Annotated in this window: 18 protein-coding genes, 2 pseudogenes and 1 CRISPR repeat array; of the genes and pseudogenes, 7 read left to right on the forward strand and 13 right to left on the reverse strand. The window is 42.3% G+C overall.

Annotation, left to right across the window (positions count from 1 at the left end; translation table 11 throughout):
• Positions 1–2: 2 nt before the first annotated feature.
• Positions 3–1,052: a radical SAM protein gene (locus H6G75_RS28365; protein WP_190983236.1), complete on the reverse strand. Its 1,050-nt coding sequence runs from the start codon at positions 1,050–1,052 to the stop codon at positions 3–5.
• Between the two features lie 937 nt (positions 1,053–1,989).
• On the opposite strand from H6G75_RS28365, the gene H6G75_RS28370 reads away from it, so the two are divergent.
• The gene (locus H6G75_RS28370; RefSeq protein WP_199338062.1) at positions 1,990–2,946 is read left to right on the forward strand and encodes a hypothetical protein; all 957 of its coding nucleotides are present in this window, start codon (positions 1,990–1,992) and stop codon (positions 2,944–2,946) included.
• Between the two features lie 125 nt (positions 2,947–3,071).
• Positions 3,072–3,203 (forward strand): annotated as a pseudogene (locus tag H6G75_RS33660) (SDR family NAD(P)-dependent oxidoreductase); the annotation flags it as partial.
• Here H6G75_RS33660 and H6G75_RS33975 read toward each other — a convergent pair.
• Positions 3,149–3,364 carry a MerR family DNA-binding transcriptional regulator gene (locus H6G75_RS33975; RefSeq protein ID WP_397332899.1) on the reverse strand — a complete coding sequence of 72 codons (216 nt, stop codon included), beginning with the start codon at positions 3,362–3,364 and terminating at the stop codon, positions 3,149–3,151. The pseudogene H6G75_RS33660 and the gene H6G75_RS33975 sit on opposite strands and share 55 nt — an antisense overlap.
• Before the next feature lie 244 nt (positions 3,365–3,608).
• On the opposite strand from H6G75_RS33975, the gene dinB reads away from it, so the two are divergent.
• On the forward strand, positions 3,609–4,664 hold the full coding sequence (dinB, locus tag H6G75_RS28385) for a DNA polymerase IV (protein ID WP_242051669.1): 1,056 nt from the start codon (positions 3,609–3,611) through the stop codon (positions 4,662–4,664).
• Between the two features lie 74 nt (positions 4,665–4,738).
• Here the strand turns inward: dinB and H6G75_RS33830 are convergent.
• The 3 genes and pseudogenes from H6G75_RS33830 to H6G75_RS33665 form a co-directional block, all read right to left on the reverse strand.
• Positions 4,739–4,867: pseudogene (locus tag H6G75_RS33830) on the reverse strand (tRNA-dihydrouridine synthase family protein); the annotation flags it as partial.
• Positions 4,868–4,880: 13 nt separating this feature from the next.
• The gene (locus H6G75_RS28390) at positions 4,881–7,079 is read right to left on the reverse strand and encodes an ATP-binding protein (protein WP_190983238.1); all 2,199 of its coding nucleotides are present in this window, start codon (positions 7,077–7,079) and stop codon (positions 4,881–4,883) included.
• A gap of 443 nt (positions 7,080–7,522) precedes the next feature.
• Entirely contained in the window at positions 7,523–7,645 is a 123-nt protein-coding gene (locus H6G75_RS33665; protein ID WP_277884116.1) for a hypothetical protein, read from the reverse strand.
• Positions 7,646–7,695: 50 nt separating this feature from the next.
• Here H6G75_RS33665 and cas1 point away from each other — a divergent pair, with 50 nt between their 5' ends.
• From cas1 to H6G75_RS28405, 3 genes are all read left to right on the forward strand, one after another.
• Entirely contained in the window at positions 7,696–8,745 is a 1,050-nt protein-coding gene (gene cas1 / locus H6G75_RS28395; RefSeq protein ID WP_190983239.1) for a CRISPR-associated endonuclease Cas1, read from the forward strand.
• Between the two features lie 71 nt (positions 8,746–8,816).
• A CRISPR array of direct repeats spans positions 8,817–9,439; the repeat unit is 37 nt; unit sequence GTTTCAATCCCTGATAGGGATTAATTGAAATTGCAAT.
• Positions 9,440–9,888: 449 nt separating this feature from the next.
• Complete coding sequence (gene rpaB / locus H6G75_RS28400) at positions 9,889–10,617, forward strand: response regulator transcription factor RpaB (RefSeq protein ID WP_190983240.1); 729 nt, start codon at positions 9,889–9,891, stop codon at positions 10,615–10,617.
• Between the two features lie 1,112 nt (positions 10,618–11,729).
• A complete protein-coding gene (locus H6G75_RS28405) occupies positions 11,730–12,482 on the forward strand; it encodes an S-layer homology domain-containing protein (protein ID WP_190983241.1) in 753 nt (250 codons plus the stop codon).
• Positions 12,483–12,655: 173 nt separating this feature from the next.
• On the opposite strand, the gene H6G75_RS28410 is transcribed toward H6G75_RS28405, so the two are convergent.
• The 4 genes from H6G75_RS28410 to H6G75_RS28425 all read right to left on the reverse strand — a co-directional run bounded on the left by H6G75_RS28410 (position 12,656) and on the right by H6G75_RS28425 (position 17,302).
• On the reverse strand, positions 12,656–14,089 hold the full coding sequence (locus tag H6G75_RS28410; protein WP_190983242.1) for a DNA cytosine methyltransferase: 1,434 nt from the start codon (positions 14,087–14,089) through the stop codon (positions 12,656–12,658).
• Positions 14,090–14,099: 10 nt separating this feature from the next.
• Positions 14,100–14,480, reverse strand: a complete 381-nt coding sequence (locus H6G75_RS28415) for a hypothetical protein (RefSeq protein ID WP_190983243.1) — start codon at positions 14,478–14,480, stop codon at positions 14,100–14,102.
• A 5-nt stretch (positions 14,481–14,485) separates the two neighbouring features.
• Positions 14,486–15,847 carry a replicative DNA helicase gene (dnaB, locus tag H6G75_RS28420; RefSeq protein WP_190983244.1) on the reverse strand — a complete coding sequence of 454 codons (1,362 nt, stop codon included), beginning with the start codon at positions 15,845–15,847 and terminating at the stop codon, positions 14,486–14,488.
• Positions 15,848–15,979: 132 nt separating this feature from the next.
• Entirely contained in the window at positions 15,980–17,302 is a 1,323-nt protein-coding gene (locus tag H6G75_RS28425) for a helix-turn-helix domain-containing protein (RefSeq protein WP_190983245.1), read from the reverse strand.
• A 144-nt stretch (positions 17,303–17,446) separates the two neighbouring features.
• On the opposite strand from H6G75_RS28425, the gene H6G75_RS28430 reads away from it, so the two are divergent.
• Complete coding sequence (locus H6G75_RS28430; protein ID WP_190983246.1) at positions 17,447–18,403, forward strand: cytosolic protein; 957 nt, start codon at positions 17,447–17,449, stop codon at positions 18,401–18,403.
• Between the two features lie 44 nt (positions 18,404–18,447).
• On the opposite strand, the gene H6G75_RS28435 is transcribed toward H6G75_RS28430, so the two are convergent.
• The 4 genes from H6G75_RS28435 to H6G75_RS28450 all read right to left on the reverse strand — a co-directional run.
• Positions 18,448–19,038: an alpha-ketoglutarate-dependent dioxygenase AlkB gene (locus H6G75_RS28435; RefSeq protein ID WP_242051672.1), complete on the reverse strand. Its 591-nt coding sequence runs from the start codon at positions 19,036–19,038 to the stop codon at positions 18,448–18,450.
• Between the two features lie 5 nt (positions 19,039–19,043).
• Positions 19,044–19,751: a hypothetical protein gene (locus H6G75_RS28440; RefSeq protein ID WP_190983248.1), complete on the reverse strand. Its 708-nt coding sequence runs from the start codon at positions 19,749–19,751 to the stop codon at positions 19,044–19,046.
• Positions 19,748–19,951 (reverse strand): hypothetical protein, encoded by a 204-nt coding sequence (locus H6G75_RS28445; RefSeq protein WP_190983249.1) that lies wholly within the window; start codon positions 19,949–19,951, stop codon positions 19,748–19,750. Before H6G75_RS28445 ends, H6G75_RS28440 begins: the two co-directional genes overlap by 4 nt.
• Positions 19,952–20,147: 196 nt before the next feature.
• Positions 20,148–20,252, reverse strand: a 105-nt coding sequence (locus H6G75_RS28450; protein ID WP_190983250.1) for a transposase, incomplete at its 5' end; no start/stop codon positions are given.

The following is a 20,252-nucleotide window of genomic DNA, read 5'->3' on the forward strand; positions in this document are numbered from 1 at the left end:
GATCAGCCAAAAGTTGCTTGCAGAATTCCCAAAATAGTTGGGATATCTAGACTGTCAATTCCTTGTGCTAACCCCGTAATATTGCATACACAAGTTTCACAATCAATTTCATCTCTCAAAACACATTTGCCTACATTCTTACCTTCAAAATTCAGGCTTTCAACTCGCCTAGCTACCGAGCAAGCGGACGAATCGTGAATAATATATTTTTCATCAAATAAGAATTCATTAACTTTTGGCTGGTTAAATGGAAATAGCTCCCATCCATACTTTTGAGCGCAAAATTCAATCAAACCTTTGAGCTTTTGCCTATCTTGAATTTGAAGTGTAACAGGGTCATCTTTATCTTTAGTGGCTGCGCCAGAAACAACAATACCTCGCAACTTGTTGACATCTTTTACTAGCCAATCAACAGCATCAACAAAGTATTCTATTGATTGCCGTGTGAGAGTTATGTGTACATAAGCTCCACGCTCTGATTCATTAATATTTTTGACAATGGACGCAGCCATTCCTGTTAAAGTTCCGTAACGGCTTTTAGCAAAAAAACCTAAAGGATCTCTGGATTTATTATGGTATTCAGGAGTACCGTCAATACTGACAAAAACAACAGATGAATTAGGAAGATTAGGAAGTTTAGCTACACCATTAGTAACGACCCAGACCACAGGAAATAGCTCGGCGGCTCGCTGTATTGCTTTTGGAGCTAGTGCTGTTTCCCCTCCTACGACTGTGACGTGGACAATGCCTTGCTTGTGAAGTTTTTCTAAAGTTTCAAAAACTTGTTTTTCTTTTTGGTGATGCTCTTTTGAAGATAATTGTAAATACCCTTGTATACGTTTATTTTGATCCCAATCAGAATGATAAACGTAGCAATAATGACATCCAGCATTACAGCGATCTGTAACTTCTACAGAAGCAGCAAACTTAGTTCTAGTTTGCAGAAGTAAATGTGAAGCAACGGTAGAAGTAGCAGTTAGAATAGCACTCAATCTCTCAAATCTTTCAGATAAAGTATATGGTGGTTTATAGGGAGAAAAGTAATTGCTCATACTTAAAATTGAGATTTACAATTAGCTGTTATCTAACGTAAAACATTAGATGTTTTTTTACAAATTGAATGAGAAGGTAAATTCATAAATATTTAATAAATACTTTAACATATTTTAGAAAATAAAAACATTGATAAATTTAAAATTAAATCATATTAAATTCTTGTTTATTTATAAATAAGAAAATAGTCAATACATCTATAGATAGAAAATAATATTAATTTATCTATCTTTAGGTGCTTGTTAATAAAAGGTAAAATTGCCTTTAAAAATAATTACTATTACCAGTTGAAAATACTAAATTTTGAGAATTATCTAAATGCTAAAAAATAAATTTACTAGAAGTGTTAATTAGCTAATTATTACACTTTCAAATAAAGCCAAAATCCACAACATAAAATCCTGATTTAAAAGCTGCATTTAAATATTCTATATATTAAGTAGAAATGATAGTGTTATAAAAATATTAATAATTGAAATTGCTTACATCCTAACATCAACAGACTTAGCATGAGATATTACATGAATATACATAAATATTAAAAGTGTCTGACTACACCTTTTTTAAAAAGAACTGCCGTGAGTATTACTAGGGGAGAATATGCTTAACACAAATTTTTTAAACACCAGTAGAAACCTAAAACAAAGCGGAATTCCGGTTTTTTGATAATGGGGTTCATGTTTGTTCAGGTGTAAAAGGCTTGGATTAGGTAAATATCCCATCTATAGTGAGTAATTTGGTAGTACTAAACAAGTAGTGATAACAGGGTAGGAAGTTCGGTCGATGAATGACCTGGCCAATAACAAATGCAAAGATAGAAGCAGCCAATGAAAAACCCCAGCCCTTTTGAACAGGTTGGGGAATTGTATAAAAGACTATTCTCATCATGACACAACCAAAAACTTGTTCCACCATCTTTAGCCTGGAAGTGGAACAATGACCAACTCTTCTTCTCGCAAAAAGACCACAGCCCAAGCTTCCGCTTCTCCAAAGCGAACTCCTAAAATTCAACAGCAGGATGACCAGCAGTTAGAAACCATTGAGGTGAGGGCTGTTGAAGTAACGGCGGTGGAGGTAACATCTGCCGTTACTTCAGAAGAGTTAACAGCAGATGAACAAGGCGATCGCTTGAACTTGGAACGTAAGGTCGAACACGCATTTTATGAAGCAGGGAAAGCTTTGAGGGAGTTGCGCGATCGTCGGCTTTACCGTTCGACGCACAAAACATTTGAGGAGTATTGCCGCGATCGCTTTGGGTATAGCCGTGATGCTGCTTACCTGAAAATATCTGCTACTACTGTATATGAGAATATTCAGAAAAATTTGCCGACCATTGGTCAGCAAATTCCTCTACCAAGTAGTGAGCGTCAACTACGTTCCGTTGCCAAAGCAGAGTTAGAACCTGCTCAACAAGCGTATGTTTGGCAACAAGCAGTACAAGAAGCTGAAGAAAAAATCCCGTCTGGGCGCATAGTTCAAAGTGTTGTAGACAAAATTCGAGAAAGAACCAAAGTACCCAATCCCTTCCGAGAGGGGGAAATCTGCGTTCTTGTACCCAAAGAAAATCCAGACTTGAGAGGTAAAGGTGGTTGCTGGGGCGTAGTCAGCCACGTTGGTGATTATAGTTGCACAGTGCAAACCTGGGATGGAGAATACACAGTGAAAATAGAACACCTAAAATCCTTAGAACTGCTAGATGATGATTGTAAATCAATGCAGCAGTTACGTACACGATTGCGGCGATTGCAACAAGTGGCAGACCATGACCCGGCTGTGGATTGGCTGTTGCAGGGGTTGGGAAAACAGGCGAAGCCGTATTTGTCAGGGTTGCAAGCGAAGCTGTTGGGGGCGGTGGAGAGGGAGTATGGGCTGGATAGCAAGCAGAAGAAGTGATGTGGAATAAGTTGCTGGAGTCAAGCCCATAATCCGATGAACAGACCTTTTTAAAATACTATGATCCCTACCAGGGAGAAAAGTAAACTCTAGATACAAAAAAACTCAGAGTAGGGAAAATAATTATGGGCAAACGGATCTTAATAACGGGCGTAAGTAAAGGTCTAGGCTACGCTATGACGGAGGGTTTTATTGCACAGGGTCATACAGTGATTGGTTGCGCTCGTTCAGTGGCGGCGATTGAGAAAATGAAAAATAGTTTTAGTGCGCCTAATAGGACGGAATCAATGTCATATCTCCTCTGTCCGTTTGGGGTTCTGATTGTCTTAATTTTTCCTGATTCTTCCCACCGCAGCAGTGTTTTGAGTGTGACTCCCAACGCTAATTGTGCCTTTCTGGCTGGGACATAGTGGGTCATTACTATCTTGATAGTAATACATTTATACTATCACGTAATATCCACCAATGTTCAATGAAGTACAGTTAATCTTTAACTAGAGATCAACTCCCCTAACAGTTCCCGGTTGAGAACTATATAGTGCTAATGTACTATAATAGGGCGGAATTGGTGAAGATACTACCCTAGTTTTTAAAGAATGCCGCCAGTATAAATGTGTGATGCCGCAACTCCTAAGCCCTGGAGGAAAATAATACACGTAGACATGGACGCTTTTTACGCATCGGTAGAGCAACGGGACAACCCACAATACCGAGGCAAAGCATTAGTGGTCGGTGGTAGCCCCAATCAAAGGGGTGTGGTCGCAGCCGCCAGCTATGAAGCAAGGAAATTTGGTATCCATTCAGCTATGCCATCAGTCACAGCGATCTCTCGTTGTCCTGAGCTAATATTCGTGCGACCGAGATTTGATGTCTACCGAGAAGTATCGGCTAAAATCCACGAAATATTCAGACGCTACACCGATGTTGTCGAAGGGGTAGCCTTGGATGAAGCGTATTTGGATGTGACCGAGAATAAAAAAAATATTCCCTACGCTTACACCATTGCCAGACACATCAAAGCTGCAATCAGGGAAGAAACTCTTTTAACAGCAACAGCCGGAGTGTCGATTAATAAGTTCTTAGCAAAGATGGCATCAGGACAGAACAAGCCCAACGGATTAACGGTGATTTTACCGGAGGATGCAATCGCTTTTGTGGAAGGGTTAGCGATTGAGAAGTTTCATGGCATAGGAGAAGTGACAGCAGCAAAAATGCACTCTCTGGGGATTCATACAGGTGCAGATTTAAAAGCGCGATCGCTGTCTGAACTGACTCAACATTTTGGAAAGGTAGGGCATCACTATTACAAGATAGCCAGGGCAGAAGATGACCGCACAGTTGAGCCAAACAGAGTTCGTAAATCGGTTGGTGCAGAAACATCATTTGCGGTTAATCTGAGTGATCGCGCGGTTTTGCTACACGAACTCGAACAAATTGCTCAAATTGTGCAACAACGGCTAGAACAAAATTCCATAAGGGGACGGACGTTAACGCTAAAAATCAAGTTTTCTGATTATCAACAAATCACGCGCAGCAAGACTCTAGCTAATTACACTCGTGAGTTAGATACCATAATCACCACAGCGACAGAACTGTTTGAGGCAGTTGAGAAAGAGAACCGTAGTATTAGGTTGTTAGGAATTGCATTGTCCAATCTAGAAAACGCGAAACAAGCGCCCATTATACAACTGCCACTGTTTGAGGGCAGTGGTGAATGAATTGTAACCAACCTTATGAAAAGAATGGATGCGTAGATGCTTTGGCAGCTTGTCGAGTGACATGGCGTTTTGATTCGGACTAAATCGGGAATACTTTCACCAATCATTTGAGCGAAAACGGGTCGAACATTATCGTTTTCGGTGATAGATGCCAGAATGTTGGGATTAAGCCTTGAAGTTTCATTGACACGGAAGTATTCGATGAAATTGAAGAAGTTACTGTTGGATAGGCAACTGAATTATAAATTTAGTACCCTCACCAATGGTAGAAAAACATTGCAATTTCCCTTTGTGTTTTTCTGTAATAATTTGGTAGCTGATTGCCATACCCATACCTGTACCTTTACCTACAGGCTTTGTAGTAAAGAATGGATCGAATAGTCGTTTTTGAACTATTTCTGGCATTCCTTGTGCATTATCAGTAATCGAAATTTCTACCAATTGAGAATCAATTACGGAAGTGCTGATAATAATTTGGCTGAGATTTTCCTGTATTTGTTGATAAGTGCGCTTGCTATCTAATTCATCAAGGGCATCTATTGCATTAACCAGAATATTCATAAAAACTTGATTTAGTTGACCAGGATAGCATTCTATTGGCGGTAAATTGTCATAATCTCGAATTACTTCAATTGCTGCGCGGTCTGGTTTGTCTTTGAGGCGGTATTGCAGAATTAATAGCGTGCTTTCGATGCCTTCATGAATATCAACTGTTTTAAATTCTGCTTCATCCATACGCGAAAAATTCCGCAAAGACAGCACAATATTACGAATTCTCTCAGTCCCCATCTTCATTGAAGACAGCATCTTCTGTAAATCATCTTTGAGGAATTCTAGATCAATTTCCTGGGCTAATGCTTGAATTTCTGGATCATGGCTAGAATAGCGTTCTTGGCAAAAATAAATCATCTGCAACAAGTTTTGTGTATATTCATCCAAGTGAGTAATATTGCCGTGAATAAAGTTGACTGGGTTATTGATTTCATGGGCAATACCTGCTACGAGTTGACCCAGGCTAGACATTTTTTCACTTTGAACTACTTGTGCTTGGGTAAGCTGCAACTCACTTAAGGTCGTTTTGAGTTCAAAAGTCCGTGCTTCAACTCGCGCTTCCAGTTCGGCATTACTATTTTCTAAAGTAAGAAAAGATTGACGCAGTTGCCCTGCCATGTGGTTAAACGAATGGGCAAGGACGTTAAGTTCTAGAATATTGCCATCTCTAACTGTTTGGACTAAATTGCCAGATGCCATCGCCTGGCTTGCCTGCTTCAGACGCATGACAGGATGTGAAATCCAGTGTCCGGTAAAAATACCACTTATGGTTGCTAATACAAGTGCCACAAAACAAAGTAAAACAGTAATCTGGGTATTAGCATTGATTTGGGACATAAAGGCACTGTGTGGGATGCTAGTCATAACCAGCCAGTCCAAGCCATAAGAGTCGCGCCAAGGCGCAATATGCACAGAATAATCTTCTCCTTGAAAATTGACTTGCAGTTCTTGGGTACTAGTAATTGTCCGAAGATTAGGAATTCTTTGTTGAAGCTGTTTAGCAATCCCCTGCACAACTGGATTAGGACTCTGTGTTGCTTTCAGGCGTTTAATTTCGTTCTTGTTGACAGTAAAAGGTTGCTCTGGACAAGAATTAGCAACCAACATCCCGTCACGTTCGACAATAAATACTTGTCCAGAGCGACTGATATCTAATGTTCGCAGAAATTCGCTCAATTTCAATAAGTGAATGTCAACCCCCACAACGGCAATCAGCTTTTTACTGGGATTGTAAACCGGGCTACCTGCTGATGCTGCTATATAGGGAGGATAGGCAGGATCATAGTAGGTGTATATCCTTGTCCAAATTTGTTTTCCAGCTTTGGCAGGTTCCGTGTAATTAGGTTCGTTCAGCGTATCCCATGTAGCGGTAGACAACAGTTGAGTACGATTGCCATCGTTGTCTGTCAAGTAAGTTTTAGTATTTTTTGGCAAGCTAGGTGTTTTGATAGTGTTCTCGTCGATCGTAACTGTTTTGCCATCATAGCGACCGGCTCCACCTCCTTCCCCAGTTGGTAGATTTATGCTGATGTAGGTCAGATCATAGGCTTGCATTTGGTACCAGAAGAATTTGCCAATAGTTTTGCGATCTCGGACATCTAGTAATCCCATACGAATTGCATTAGCATTGAGCTGGATGACTTTATGTGGAATTGACAAGTAAGCATCTAAATGATGATTTACCTCACTGCTTGTTCGCTTCATTAACTGCTTTGATAGATCCTCCACTGCCTTCTCACCATTTTTAAACGACAAGTATCCCACCAAACCCACTGCACCAAAAACTTGCACTACGAAAGGGACAATGAGGACAAGCTGCAATGGCAATGCCCAGAATTTGCTAGATGATGAACAGGTTTTCATAAGGTAGAAATCTAAGTACATTTAGAATGCTTGATACAGCTTTAAACTTGTTAAAGCCAGTATAATTTGTTGCCATAGTAAAAATAATTCCCTAAAAATATGTATCTCGAACATAAATGACTGTGGTGATTTAAATTCAAGAGGAACTTAAAATTAGTGTGATTTACTTGCTTTCATTAAAGATAATTGCTCACTCTCGCAACATTACACTACCCGATGCCTCAAATTAAAGTTGACACAGTTTTGTGTATCAACAACAGTATCCTAATCGTCTATTACACGCCCGGTCAGTGCTGGCAATTCCGCATCATTAGCAGTACAGGTGGCATATTCGGTGAGATGAAAATCTATTACACGGTTGAAGCGGCACGAAGGACTGGGCTGGAGTGGATGCGGGATGAGGAGTGAGGAGTGCAATGCGATCGCAAGTCATAGCAAAATGACTACTGTTGTTCATGACCATTACCGCTTTGCTTGAGAAACCGCCTGACCAATTCTTCTATACGGTCAACAGCGTAATCATCAGGGGTGAGGATGGCGTAGCGAATGCAGTTGAAGCATTTCATCGGTATTTGGGGTTGATGGGGTAAGTTAGTGGCAGCGAAAACCTAGAAATATGGAAGAGAAATTGGAATACAGTTCTGGCATGAACATTCCTAAACCCACTCAAAAATTCACCATAGAGCGAAGTCTGGTGACACTTTATCTGGGAGCAGGCACAAAGATTGAACTTTCGACCGACCCAAACTATTTATATATTCAACAGCCTGAGAATAATAGCTGTGCTGCCTTAAATTCACTCAAAGCAATTGTGACAATCGAGCCAGTAGCAATTGAGCCACAAGCATTATCTAAAATCATAAATTATCAAATTCCCATTGTGATATTTTCACAAACTGGCTCCTTTATGGGAAAGATTGCTGGGGCAAGCTCAATCAAGGAGAAAATTGACATTGCCCAAGCCAACATGAACCAGGAAATGAAGTTAAAGATAATGCAGCCCTCTGTGTGGGGAAACCTGCGGCGATGCCGTCGTTATCTGATGCGTTCGCGTGGTGAATCTAATAGTGCTGTTGATATTGCCTGTGAGCAGATGGAACAACTTATCAATCGAGTTTATCAACAAGAAACTATTACTGCACTTATAGAAACCTTTCAACAAGGACAACAACTGTACTACAGTGCTTTTGGGCATTTGCTCAAACATGAGTGGGGTTTAAAATGCCATGAACCAAATTCCGTTGTCAGCAGGATGTTAGATTTTAGCTATAAATTGCTAGAAGAATCGGTAAAAATAGCAGTTGAAAATGTCGGACTAAACCCCACAATCGGATTTTGGCACACGAATCAGTATCAACAACAAGCCTTGATTGCAGATTTAGCGAATGAGTTTAAGCTCTACAGCGATCGCGTGGTAGTCAAAGTATTAAATAAACAAGCGATTGTGAAGGAAGATTTTGATAAACATGGAGATAAACCAGGATTACCACTTTCTGTAGTTCATCTACTCCTCTACTCATATATGCAAAAAATGAACGAGCGAGTTACCTATCCAGGGGCAAAAATCAAATGCTCTTATGAACAACTTTTGTGCTTGCAAGCTAAACAAATTGCTATGGTGTTATGTGGTGAAATTAGTGATTACTATTCGCCTGATTTGCGTTAAATAGTCCATAAATAAACTAGAGAATTAATATTCATGAGTGCCAGTCAATATTTAAAATCTGAAAAGTGAAAGTTTCAATCCCTGATAGGGATTAATTGAAATTGCAATAGTCTGTTGTTAATGGTGTTTTAGCTGCTTCTTTATGTTTCAATCCCTGATAGGGATTAATTGAAATTGCAATTCATGTCTGCGGTCTTCATGATGGATGTTTGCGTGTTTCAATCCCTGATAGGGATTAATTGAAATTGCAATTCATAGATAGCCTAAGTAATTCCTCTACTCTTCATAATCCGTTTCAATCCCTGATAGGGATTAATTGAAATTGCAATTAGCGAAGCTGATCCAGTCTTCATGCTGGAAATTTGTTTCAATCCCTGATAGGGATTAATTGAAATTGCAATAATGCAAATACAAGCTGAAATACAAGCGCGGCAACGTTTCAATCCCTGATAGGGATTAATTGAAATTGCAATGGAGATACCCGATGCAATCATCGCTCGATTCCCGGCAAGAATGTTTCAATCCCTGATAGGGATTAATTGAAATTGCAATTTCAGTCCGTCGCCACTGCCAACTGCAATCACCCCGTTTCAATCCCTGATAGGGATTAATTGAAATTGCAATGTACCTTTCAAATTGGCGTTCAAGGGACTAACTGTTTCAATCCCTGATAGGGATTAATTGAAATTGCAATGGCTGGAGCCTGAAAGCTAAACTGTATTCGGTTTTCAAGGTTCAATACCGCCAATAGTTCAATTGTAACCTGTATAAATTTCAATTGATTGACACTAAATCGCCCAAACGCAGAATAGATAAGGGGCGCGGAGGATTTTAACTGGTTTTCGCCCGAAAGGCATGTGGTGAGAGGGACACAGCGATTTTTCTGCAAGACCGATTTTGTACACCTACCCATTCGCGTATTTAGCTGAAAATTTTGTTGTGTTTTGGTAATTTTCACTCTTGATTATAACCCGCACAAGACAACGGATGCTTCTTTAAACTGGTATTGGTGTGATTGCTTGAACGCTCTTGAAGATAGATTTTTAGGCATTTGAAGTCCGAATAAAATTATGTTGCAGCAACACTTCAACAGTAACTTGCTCGAATATGATAATTTTCTAACTGCACACAAGTATTAAAAACGTGGACACTCGTAAAGAAAAAATCTTGGTGGTAGACGACGAAGCAAGTATTCGACGGATTTTGGAAACACGACTGTCCATGATTGGTTATGATGTGGTCACGGCAGGTGATGGCGAAGAAGCATTAGTAGTGTTCCGTTCATCCTTGCCGGATTTAATTGTTTTGGATGTGATGATGCCGAAGCTAGACGGTTACGGTGTCTGCCAAGAATTACGCAAAGAAACTGATGTGCCAATTATTATGCTGACAGCTCTAACAGATGTTGCAGACCGAATCACAGGACTGGAATTAGGTGCTGATGACTACGTAGCAAAACCATTTTCACCAAAAGAGTTAGAGTCGAGAATTCGTTGCGTACTGCGGCGGCGGGCCAATAGAACAAGTGCTGCTAACATTCCCAATTCGGGAATCATGTACGTCGGCAATATCAAAATTGATACCAACAAGCGACAAGTTCACAAAGGGGATGAGCGAATTAAGCTTACAGGTGTAGAGTACAGTCTGCTGGAATTACTGGTAAGTCACTCAGGCAAACCGTTTTCTCGTGGAGAGATTTTACAGCAAGTTTGGGGATATACTTCAGAACAACATGTGGATACTCGTGTAGTAGATGTGCATATCTCCCGATTGAGGGGAAAGCTAGAAGATGACCCAGAAAATCCAGAGTTAATTTTGACAGCCAGAGGTTCGGGCTATCTCTTTCAACGAATTACTGAACCAGAGCATTAATGATGAAAAGGGCAATTTTGTACACCTACCCCGCCGTACTATTGGCTCCTGCCTCAACAAAAATTTTTTGTCAACTGTACCAGATAGCCTGTAGAGCAACGTTATTCTGTGCATTGGCGTTCATGAGAGCTGCGTTTGTAGACCCCACGGAGCAAAATTTTTCCTAAAACTATATTCTGCACAGTAATATTTTGATAAGTAATCCATAGCGATATCAGCAAATTTCCCACCCTCGCCCCTGACTGGTAAGGGTTTCGTAGTTAGGGTGAGGAGCGCAAGAATTAACTACCGGGACTGAAAATTTGTGTGACTTACTTGCTTTCATCAAGGACAATTGCAGATAACTCAGCTTAACACTCACAAATAATGCCCCAAATCAAAGTTGACACAGTTGTTTGTATCAACAACAGTATCCTAATCGTCTATTACACGCCCGGCCAGTGCTGGCAGTTTCGGGTCATCAGCAGTACAGGTGGCATATTTGGTCAAACCAAAATCCATTACACAGCTGAAGCGGCACGAAGGACTGGGCTGGAGTGGATGAGGGATCAGAGGTGAAGGGTGCGTGGGATTGGGAAGCATTGTCAATTAAGGATTCTAGCTGTTTTGAGCAACCAGTTGGTGGGATTATTTCAACGTCACCAAGTTGAAGCTCAGTCTATAATGCGCGATCTCCATCACCACACCAGACTCATCGCCGCAGAACATACAGATTGCAAGTTGAGTAATATAAACCCCCACAAAATAGATTTCATGCTACAGTCCGTAAAAGCGCACATTCGGTAAAAAAATCCACAGTGTTCCAGTAGCAGGACTTTTGAGGGGATGAGGCAGTGGGAAAACTCAGGGAGATTTGGCAGAGATTGTTTTCTAATGACGAGCAGTTAGAAAAAACTAAAGACAGCGTAGAACAGGGAACAGAGTTTTCTTAAAACGTCAATAGATTTAGCAATCACCAAATCTAGAATGACCTTCACATTCTTCCAGTCAGGAGTAGATAGTCGTAACTCTTGACCCTACCCACGCATCAATAGCAGAATTTCAAGTATAACTAATAACTTTAAGAAACATGAGCAAAGAGAGCAACGTCAAAAAAGGGAAGCATTTAATTTATGATAAAACCTTTGCTCAAACCAACTTTTAACTTATTTTTGGGTTCACTAACAGCCAAAGCTTTAAAACAGGTAAGTGCGATTATACTATTATGCGCTTTGACAACCAAAGCAGTGCTGGCCCAAGCTCCAAGCTTTACTGATGTTGAGACTGATGTTTATGCTAAAGAGATTCAACAGGCTGTTGAAACAGGACTGATTGCTGGCTTCAGTTCTAACAATACTTTTCGTCCCACGTTAGAACTAACAAGGGAACAAATGGTGTCAATGGTAATAAATGCGCTCAGTAAGTTACCTGTAAGCCCTTTAACTGTGCCACATGACCCACCACCAGCAGCCGGAAACTTATCGAAAGTGACGAGCAAGCCTTATCGGGATGTAGAGGTAACTCGTTGGAGTGCGGCAATGATTGAGTGGGCAAAATTTAACTCGATTGTACTCGGCTATTCTGATGGCACTTTTCGTCCTAGCCAAACAGTAACTCGCGCTGAGTTGATGGCGGTATTGCGTAAAGCTGTGCAGTATGCCGATGAAGCAGGAGCAGGTTCTAGCATAGCAAACAACAAGCCAGCAATAGCGTTTAGTGATATATCCAATCATTGGGCGCACAAACAAATCGTAGAAATGTCTGCTTACTGCGGTGTGGCAACTCCCGTCAATGAAACTGGAAACGCCTTCTTTCCGAATTCTGGGACACGGCGTAATTATGGAGCAGCAGCCACATTAAGGATGCTCAACTGTCTTAGGAAGTAGCCTCTGTGTTAATTCTTGCCGTGCCAACTGGTCTGCTTCCTGATTAGCAGCAACTTGCTCCAAATTACTTTATTAAGTGATTAAAGCACTTTATCGCCCAAAGCAAATACAGGCTTATCAGCTACTTCCAGGTGTAATGTACCAGCAAGTTTCGAGCGAGTTGATCAAGTTAGTCATAGAATTACTCCTAATAACTGCTTTTGAACGTGAGCAAATAACTGCGCGGCGAACTTTGGCGGAACCGAATACCCGATAATTGACCCAGCCGTTGCTGTCTCCTTGGGGAATTCGTACCATTTGGGAAACCCTTGCAAAACTGCCGTCCCTTCAATAGACAAAGATTTGACCCTACCATCCGGCAACCAGATATCAGCGAATTTATTCCTATTGCACCCCTTGTGATCAGTGAAATGCGATCTCACGATAGTATTGGCAGGTAAATGCCCAGGCTTATACTTGAGTCCATTCCGCCCACCAACCCGTTCAATCAGTAGTGGTGCTGGTTCGTTGTTAGCCAAAAATCGTTCTACCGCTTGCTGTTGTCGAGTAAGTAATTGAGAATCGAGCATCATGCGGATGAGATGAGCAATCGCCCCATACCAACCGATAGGGCCAGATGTTGGTGGTAGAGAGAGAGTCAAATCCCGGCAAGCAATCAGAACTAACCGCCGTCGCGCCTGGGGCAAGCCGAAGTCTGCCATGTTTACCACGCGGTAATTGACGTGATAACTAAGGGATTCCAAAGCATCCAGGATAATGGCGAAACTTTGACTGCTTTGATAACGTGGAACATTTTCGAGCGTGAACACCCGTGGCCGCAACTGCCGAATAGCTTCAGCTACGGCTTGCGCTGCGGTCAGGTCATCATCCGTTTCTATCGCAGTACCAGCTTTGGCTGTGTGAGCTTGAGAAAAGTTGGCACACACCGGGGAAGCATGGAGGTAGTCGGGGTTGCCTGGAAATCCGATGAAACCAGCCCGTGCTAACTCCTGTACTGTTTGCTGGATGACTTTGCAACCATACTCGTGGAAGTTGCGGTGATGGGTGTGGGCGATCGCCTGACTTAGTTGCGGTTTAGTCGGGTCATGTTCTACCGCAATGACCGGACGAATGCCAGCTTGTACCATCCCGGCTTCTACACCGCCGCCACCTGCGAATAATACAACAGCGATCGGTGCATTGATTGGTAGTACAGGTTTGGTAGAAAGTGGTTTTTTGGCTTTGGCTCGTTTGATAAAAGCAATAATATTTTCTCTGGTTGACCTGGAGCGTTGCATCTCTCGGATGAGAGGGACAGCATTGTAGGGGATAGAACCGATACTTCGACATTTCCATATACCATTAACTTTGTCTTTCCAGTTAAAACCCCAACGCCAATGCTTAGGGTTCTCTGGATCTCGCTCACCGATCACACGGGGGTATGATGCTGTTGAGCCGTCTTGTAGCTTTTTGGTTTCAAGGTACGGATAAAGGTATCCGACTGATGCGTTTGATGTAGCTTGCAGCCCTTTCTCTAAGAATTTTTCGGGTATCGCTTCTAACGATGATTCCTTTAATGTACTGGAGTTAAAGGATGGATGAGAGCCAGTAAGAACTGCTTGAGCCATACCTAACCTCCTAAAACTCCAATAACTGAATGTATGCGTCTAACGCCGCAATAGCCGGATGAAGCTGCGGTTGAGACTTCAGACCATTGCAAATGACCGCAGTAATCCCAAGTTCAGTAAAAGTAAACCCAATGCTGGATTGTCGAGCAGCGCAGTGATTGATGATGGTTAACAGAATGAAGTTAAGTTGTTCTAAAGCTTGTCCTTCATGGGTGGACAAACGCCACTCAATATTTTCAGAACTGACGACACGCGAAGCATTGGTTGAATTGCGCTTTTCGACTATGGGCAGGATTTTGACCTTGAACTTGTAGTCACGGTCTGTAATTTGGCATTCGTCAGGTGCAAGGGAAGCCCACTGGTTGAGGAGTTCTTGGTAGATGGTACTCATATTTATTAAAACCCCCGACCACGAGACAAATTCTTGAAAGAGATAAACTGATGGTCAAACAAAAGCTTGACTGTGCCAGTAGGGCCATTACGTTGTTTGCGAATGATTAACTCAGCAATGCCCCGATCTGGGGTATCTTCGTTGTACAATTCTTCGCGGTAGAGCATGATCACAAAATCACTGTCTTGCTCCACTGCACCACTGGAACGCAAATCGCTGAGTATGGGGCGTTTGTCATTGCGGTGTTCAACTTCACGGCTTAACTGGGATAGAGCCAGAACTGGAACATCCAAATCTTTAGCAAGTTTCTTCAATCCCCGGCTGATTTCGGCAACACGCTCAGTCATATTTGCCTTGGAATCAGCAGCTTCAGCCATTAGTTGTAAGTAGTCCACAATCACAAGCCCAACGCCACCGTAATGGGATGAAATTCGGCGGACTTGACTACGGATTTCATTGAGAGAAGGGCAAGATTCGTCGTTGATGAAAATCTGTTGTTCACTCAGTTGAGAGATCGCCCCACTCAAAGGTTGCCATTGACCCTCAGAAATAGCGCCTCTTTCGAGAAAATTGTTTTCAATGCCAGATTCGCTGCTCAAAAATCGCTGTGTGTACTCTTCAATTGACATTTCCAAGCTGAAAACGCAAATAGGCAACTTTCCAGTTTTGGCAACATTGAGAGCGAGATTGCCAGCCAATGCAGATTTACCAACAGAGGGACGAGCCGCTAGGACATACAACCGCCCTTTCTTCAAACCACCTCCGAGCAAATTATCCAGATCATAAAATCCGGTGGACAGTGCCGGAGCAACTGTACCCGCATGACGCGCCTCAATTTCGGTAAAAGTGTTGGCTAAGGCATGAGAAATGTGAACTAAGTCAGAGGCAGAATGCTCTGAAGCAATGCCATAGACTTTTTGTTCAGCCTCGTCCAGGACATTGGTGAATTCGGCTTCGGTAGCATAGCCCAGTTGAACAATTTCAGTGCCGGCTTTGATCAACTGCCGTCTTTGGTATTTCTCCATGACCAAATCAGCCAAAGCATCGATGTTAACGGCTGTGACAGTGCGATCTACCAGTGTGGCCAGTTTATTGCGTCCACCGATGCGGAACAATAAACCATTGTCAGACAACCAGTTGGTGATGCAAAGCAAATCCGTTGGTAGCCCTTGGCTATAAAGTCGTTGTGCGGCTTGATAGATGTCTTTATGAGCATTGACGTAGAAAGCATCTGCAACCAAGCGATCGCTGATTCGGCTCATAGCAGCAGGGTCAAGCATAATGCCACCGAGAATTGCTTCTTCAGCCTCAATGCTTTGTGGGGGTAAGCGGTCTTGCTGTGATGTGAAGTTTAGTTCGTGTGTCATAAATCCTCAAAAAGAAGTCAGAATTCGGAAGTCGGAGGTCGGAAGTTAAGAGTGAAGAACAGAAGCAGGGAAAGTCAAGAAGAAAGCCGAATTTGGAGAAAATACTTCCGACTTCCGACCTCCGACCTCAACTCATGCTGCACTTGGATGTAGATATACATACATGGAAGGATGTGTTAGTTTTAACCACTCCAGCCATTTGTCAGTCGCACCCTTGTCTTGCTGGTCATAGCGAGTGCTGAACTGTGTGGTCGCACTCTCAAGTCCAACTTCATCCATACGGTCTAGAAATTCGCTGAAGGTGGCCTTATGCCAATCAAGAGAACGATTCGAGTAGTAGCCGATGGGTTGGCTGTTGGCTGTTGATTCTTCAGACGTTTTCGGGTCTGACTCCATAACTTTTGACCAATAGCCCAGCAGTTCTTCTAAACCAGCTTTACTCATCTCCAAATTGCTGATGGATTTGATCACAGTGGGGATTTTTTGCTGCCAATCAACCTTGTCCCACCCGGCTCTCTCCTTGGCGATTAACTCCACTAAACGGCGATCGCAGGTTTGGTAAATTTTGTCTCTGGTATTTGTGCGCCAGGGGAAACGCCAACAGCGCAGTTTGATTTCGTTTTTGTAAACTGCGGGTAATGGCTCAGATGCCATGATGCTGGGGTCAAGCAGAATGTGATTGAGCAAATCCTCGATGGACTGAAATTTTGGTTTGCTGGGTTTATTGTTCGGTTGTTCGCCTTTCTCGAATGACCCCGCCGCAGTAGTTGGTCGAAATGAGGGATTGTCTGTGTGATGCGAAGTCTCGGATTGATTTGACAACGAAGCGAGAGATTCAGGAATTGGTTCTTTTTCCTGGTTTGGTTGTAAGTAAGAGTCAGTTTCTTCACACACACATTCTTGGGTGGGGGGTGCGCCGAGGGAAGGGGGCGCTTTTTTAGGGTGTTTTTCTTCTAATTGATTTTCTTCTAATTGTTTTTCTATATGAGGGGTGGATGCTCCAACGTTGGATAGCCCACCGTTGGGTAAGCCACCTGTGGGTGAGCCATCGTTGGACAACCCACCTATGGATGAACCACCGACGGATGAGCCATCGACGGGTGATCCACCTATGGGCAACCTACCTATGGATGAGTGATTGTCTCGAAATAACTTTGTGTCGTCTTTGCTGGTAAAAATGTAATATTGCCAGTCAAACTTGCCATTGTTCGGGTTATGCTCTTGGACTCTTACTAAATAGTCATTTTGTTCAGCATTTTTGATAGCGTTACGGATTTTGTCTCGTTTGTAGCCCAAATGTTTTTCGATTACCGTAAAGCTAATATCAAAGTTTTCGTCGTGAGAAGCTACCCAACAAATTAATCTAAATGTTGAATCAGTGAGATTGTCATCCCGAATTAAATTGTTAGGAATGGCTGTAAACTGTTTGGAGGGTTTACCATTACGAAATCCCATAAATTCCTCCTTGAATTTTCATAATTTTGGATACATCTAAGTCACTCAAAAAGAACGTGCAAATGATATTATCTGTTAAGTCCGTCCATTCTATATTTATTGACATAATTGCACCTGATTAATTTCAAATCGAATAGTTTTTTTATGACTAATAAAACACCTCAAACGGAATATGATTCGCCTTGGAAACAGATGCTACAACTGTATTTTCAAGATTTTATGTTGTTCTTTTTTCCTCAAGCACATAATGAGATTGATTGGAGTCGTGGTTTTATTTTTCTAGATCAGGAACTCCAGCAAGTAGTTCGTGATGCGGAATTAGGAAAGCGACTGATTGATAAATTGGTGAAAATCTATCGCATTGGGGGTGAAGAAGAATGGTTATTAATCCATGTCGAAGTTCAAAGTCAAGAGGAAACTGTTTTTCCTAAACGGATGTTTGTCTACAACTATCGAATTTTTGACCGTTATGATCGCTCTGTTGCTTCCTTGGCAGTGCTTGGGGATGACAACATCAACTGGCGGCCATCGCAGTTTGGGTACGATTTGTTTGGCTGTACGGTTAATTTTCAGTTTCCTATCATAAAGTTGTTAGACTATCAACAAAGGTTGTCGGAGCTAGAAGCTAGTCGTAACCCCTTTGCTACAGTGGTAATGGCTCACTTGGTGGCAGTACAGACCCGCAGTAATAGATCGCAAAGGAAACAATCAAAACTGGCTTTAGTTCGTCGGCTGTATGAGCAGGGATTTGAACGTGAGGCTGTTGTAAACCTGTTGGCTTTTATTGATTGGATGCTGACGCTACCATTAGATTTAGAACTAGAGTTTCAACAGGAAGTAGAACAATTGGAGGCACAACAGCGTATGCAGTATGTAACATCATTTGAACGCAGTGGTATTCGCTTGGGACTGTTAGAAGGGATTGAGTTAGGTTTAGAACTTAAATTCGGTGCTTCTTCACTCTTTGTAATGGATGAAGTTTCCCAAATTTATGACATTGAACAATTACGAAAAATTAAAGAAGGTATAAAAACAGCGACTTCAATTGATGAATTGCGTTCTATTTACCAAACAGCAGATGACACTCCAAGAGAAAATTAAAGTCTTAATTTGCTGGTAATTTTCCTCTTTTAATTAGCAATTAGTTAGGATTTCCCCCCAACGTGCGGTCGGAAAGTCAGATTAATCCGTGTAGTTACAAGCTTGTTGGTCTTCGGAACCTGATGCAGATGAGTAGTCTGACAACCAGGAAGCATCACCAGCAAACTCCCATGCTCCAGCCAGAAATCAGTAGGCTTACCTCCGATGGCCTTAATTTGGAATTTGCGAACCGAACCTAAACTTATGGAAGCGATCGCCGGATTTAGCCCCATCGAAGTCTCGCTATCGTTATGCCAGCCGATACTGTCTTGGCTGCTTCTGTACTGATTGCCAATGACGATACGGAAGCTGTAACCAGTAGCGGCGGTGATTTTATCTCGCAGTTGTGCCAGTGGTTCTGTCCAAGGCTGGGGTTTGAGTAAAACGCTCTTGGAGTAGAGATAATCACAGCCCTCGTCACCGTAAATACATTCCAGTCGCGGAACAGGCATCGTTTTGCCCAGCATTTTTATCTGATTCTGTTGCCATTGCAGTTGTTGGCAATATTGATATAGTTCGTCAGCTTCCGCGAGAGTGAGAAACTCTGGATAGTAATTGACTGGTAAAACTGTTGTGGGTTCATCAAATAGCGTCATCTGTTTCATAATTCCCCTATGGCGTAGACGCAAAGCGGCTTGTCCTTGGACATCGCCCGTACAATTTCTTCTGCCCGTTCTTGTGAAATAGCCTGTTCGGGATTCTTGTAAAACCCAACAATTTGAGATTTGGGACGCACGATAATGCGCTGCGTGGTTACACGTTTGTCCCACACAAAACACGAGATGGTGATGTTATCTGTAGCCCAACGAGTACCCCGTTTATCCTTGCGAAAGCAGAAGCGGGGCAGAGTTAACACCAGTGAAGGCGGATATTGCATCATAAAATCCGCCCGGTCATCGCAGGGTTCGAGAAAGCTGGTCAACAAGAACGCCGCAACGCCCACACGGGCTTTATGGTAGGCATTTTTGATAATAGGTGCAGCAAACTCCGCATAAGGTGGATTTGTGCAGATCCAGTCACACTCTGGAAACTTAGCCCAAGACTCGGATAACGTTGCATCCAAATGGTAATCAGCTGCTTTATGTGGATCAATATCGTTCGTCCACATTTGTTTGGTGTAAGGCCATGCCTGGAGTAATGATGCGATCGCACGATGTCCAACACAAGGTTCACCAATCACACCAGACAACGGGACATGACGCAGGAGTTCGGTGGTGAACCACGAAGGAGACTCGTAGAAGTTGAGAGGGTGACGGGTGACAGGTTCAATAACAGCCTTTTGGGGTGTTAATAATGGTGTGACTGTCATGTTACCTCCTGCGGTTGTTGGACAATCGTTGCACTGATGGATTCAAATTTAACCTGAAAGATATTTAAATCTGGAGTTATTTCGCCGGAATTATATCGGTCTGTAATGATTTGTCTGATGGCTGCTTCTGTCAGTCCATCGGGTATATCTAAGTGAGCTTCCTGATAAACTTTTTCTACTACTTGAACTACTATTTTCATGAATTGTTCTCCCAAAATTCAATTTGACTTATCGTTTGAAACTGTGCAGCCAGTGTGCTTAAGTATTCCTGTAGTTCTTCTGTTGCTTCTTTGGGGCTAATTTCTTTTTCACAAAAATAACGCAGGAAGCGGGAAGCTCAGAGGCTTTAGCCCTGAGAGGCAAGCGACGGGAGGGAATTTATTCGCCGTTGTCTTTTTAGTTTTTGGCGTGGTGCGGGTCTTCAATATATCGCTTAATAACTGCACTGCTAACATTACCTGCGGTGCTGACAAAGTAACTGCTAGTCCACAGTGTAGGCAG

Origin of the sequence: Nostoc sp. FACHB-280 (assembly GCF_014697615.1) — a bacterium.
GTDB lineage: Bacteria > Cyanobacteriota > Cyanobacteriia > Cyanobacteriales > Nostocaceae > Nostoc_B.

Excerpts from the sequence above, each read along its gene's own strand:
- cas1 (WP_190983239.1), top strand. The coding sequence starts at position 7,696 with ATGGAAGAGAAATTGGAATACAGTTCTGGCATGAACATTCCTAAACCC.
- dinB (WP_242051669.1), top strand. The coding sequence starts at position 3,609 with ATGGACGCTTTTTACGCATCGGTAGAGCAACGGGACAACCCACAATAC.
- H6G75_RS28390 (WP_190983238.1), bottom strand. The coding sequence starts at position 7,079 with ATGAAAACCTGTTCATCATCTAGCAAATTCTGGGCATTGCCATTGCAG.
- H6G75_RS28435 (WP_242051672.1), bottom strand. The coding sequence starts at position 19,038 with ATGACGCTATTTGATGAACCCACAACAGTTTTACCAGTCAATTACTAT.
- dnaB (WP_190983244.1), bottom strand. The coding sequence starts at position 15,847 with ATGACACACGAACTAAACTTCACATCACAGCAAGACCGCTTACCCCCA.
- H6G75_RS28430 (WP_190983246.1), top strand. The coding sequence starts at position 17,447 with ATGACTAATAAAACACCTCAAACGGAATATGATTCGCCTTGGAAACAG.
- H6G75_RS28405 (WP_190983241.1), top strand. The coding sequence starts at position 11,730 with ATGATAAAACCTTTGCTCAAACCAACTTTTAACTTATTTTTGGGTTCA.
- H6G75_RS28425 (WP_190983245.1), bottom strand. The coding sequence starts at position 17,302 with ATGGGATTTCGTAATGGTAAACCCTCCAAACAGTTTACAGCCATTCCT.
- H6G75_RS28445 (WP_190983249.1), bottom strand. The coding sequence starts at position 19,951 with ATGAAAATAGTAGTTCAAGTAGTAGAAAAAGTTTATCAGGAAGCTCAC.
- H6G75_RS28440 (WP_190983248.1), bottom strand. The coding sequence starts at position 19,751 with ATGACAGTCACACCATTATTAACACCCCAAAAGGCTGTTATTGAACCT.
- H6G75_RS28415 (WP_190983243.1), bottom strand. The coding sequence starts at position 14,480 with ATGAGTACCATCTACCAAGAACTCCTCAACCAGTGGGCTTCCCTTGCA.
- H6G75_RS33975 (WP_397332899.1), bottom strand. The coding sequence starts at position 3,364 with ATGACCCACTATGTCCCAGCCAGAAAGGCACAATTAGCGTTGGGAGTC.
- H6G75_RS28410 (WP_190983242.1), bottom strand. The coding sequence starts at position 14,089 with ATGGCTCAAGCAGTTCTTACTGGCTCTCATCCATCCTTTAACTCCAGT.
- H6G75_RS33665 (WP_277884116.1), bottom strand. The coding sequence starts at position 7,645 with ATGAAATGCTTCAACTGCATTCGCTACGCCATCCTCACCCCTGATGAT.
- H6G75_RS28370 (WP_199338062.1), top strand. The coding sequence starts at position 1,990 with ATGACCAACTCTTCTTCTCGCAAAAAGACCACAGCCCAAGCTTCCGCT.
- H6G75_RS28365 (WP_190983236.1), bottom strand. The coding sequence starts at position 1,052 with ATGAGCAATTACTTTTCTCCCTATAAACCACCATATACTTTATCTGAA.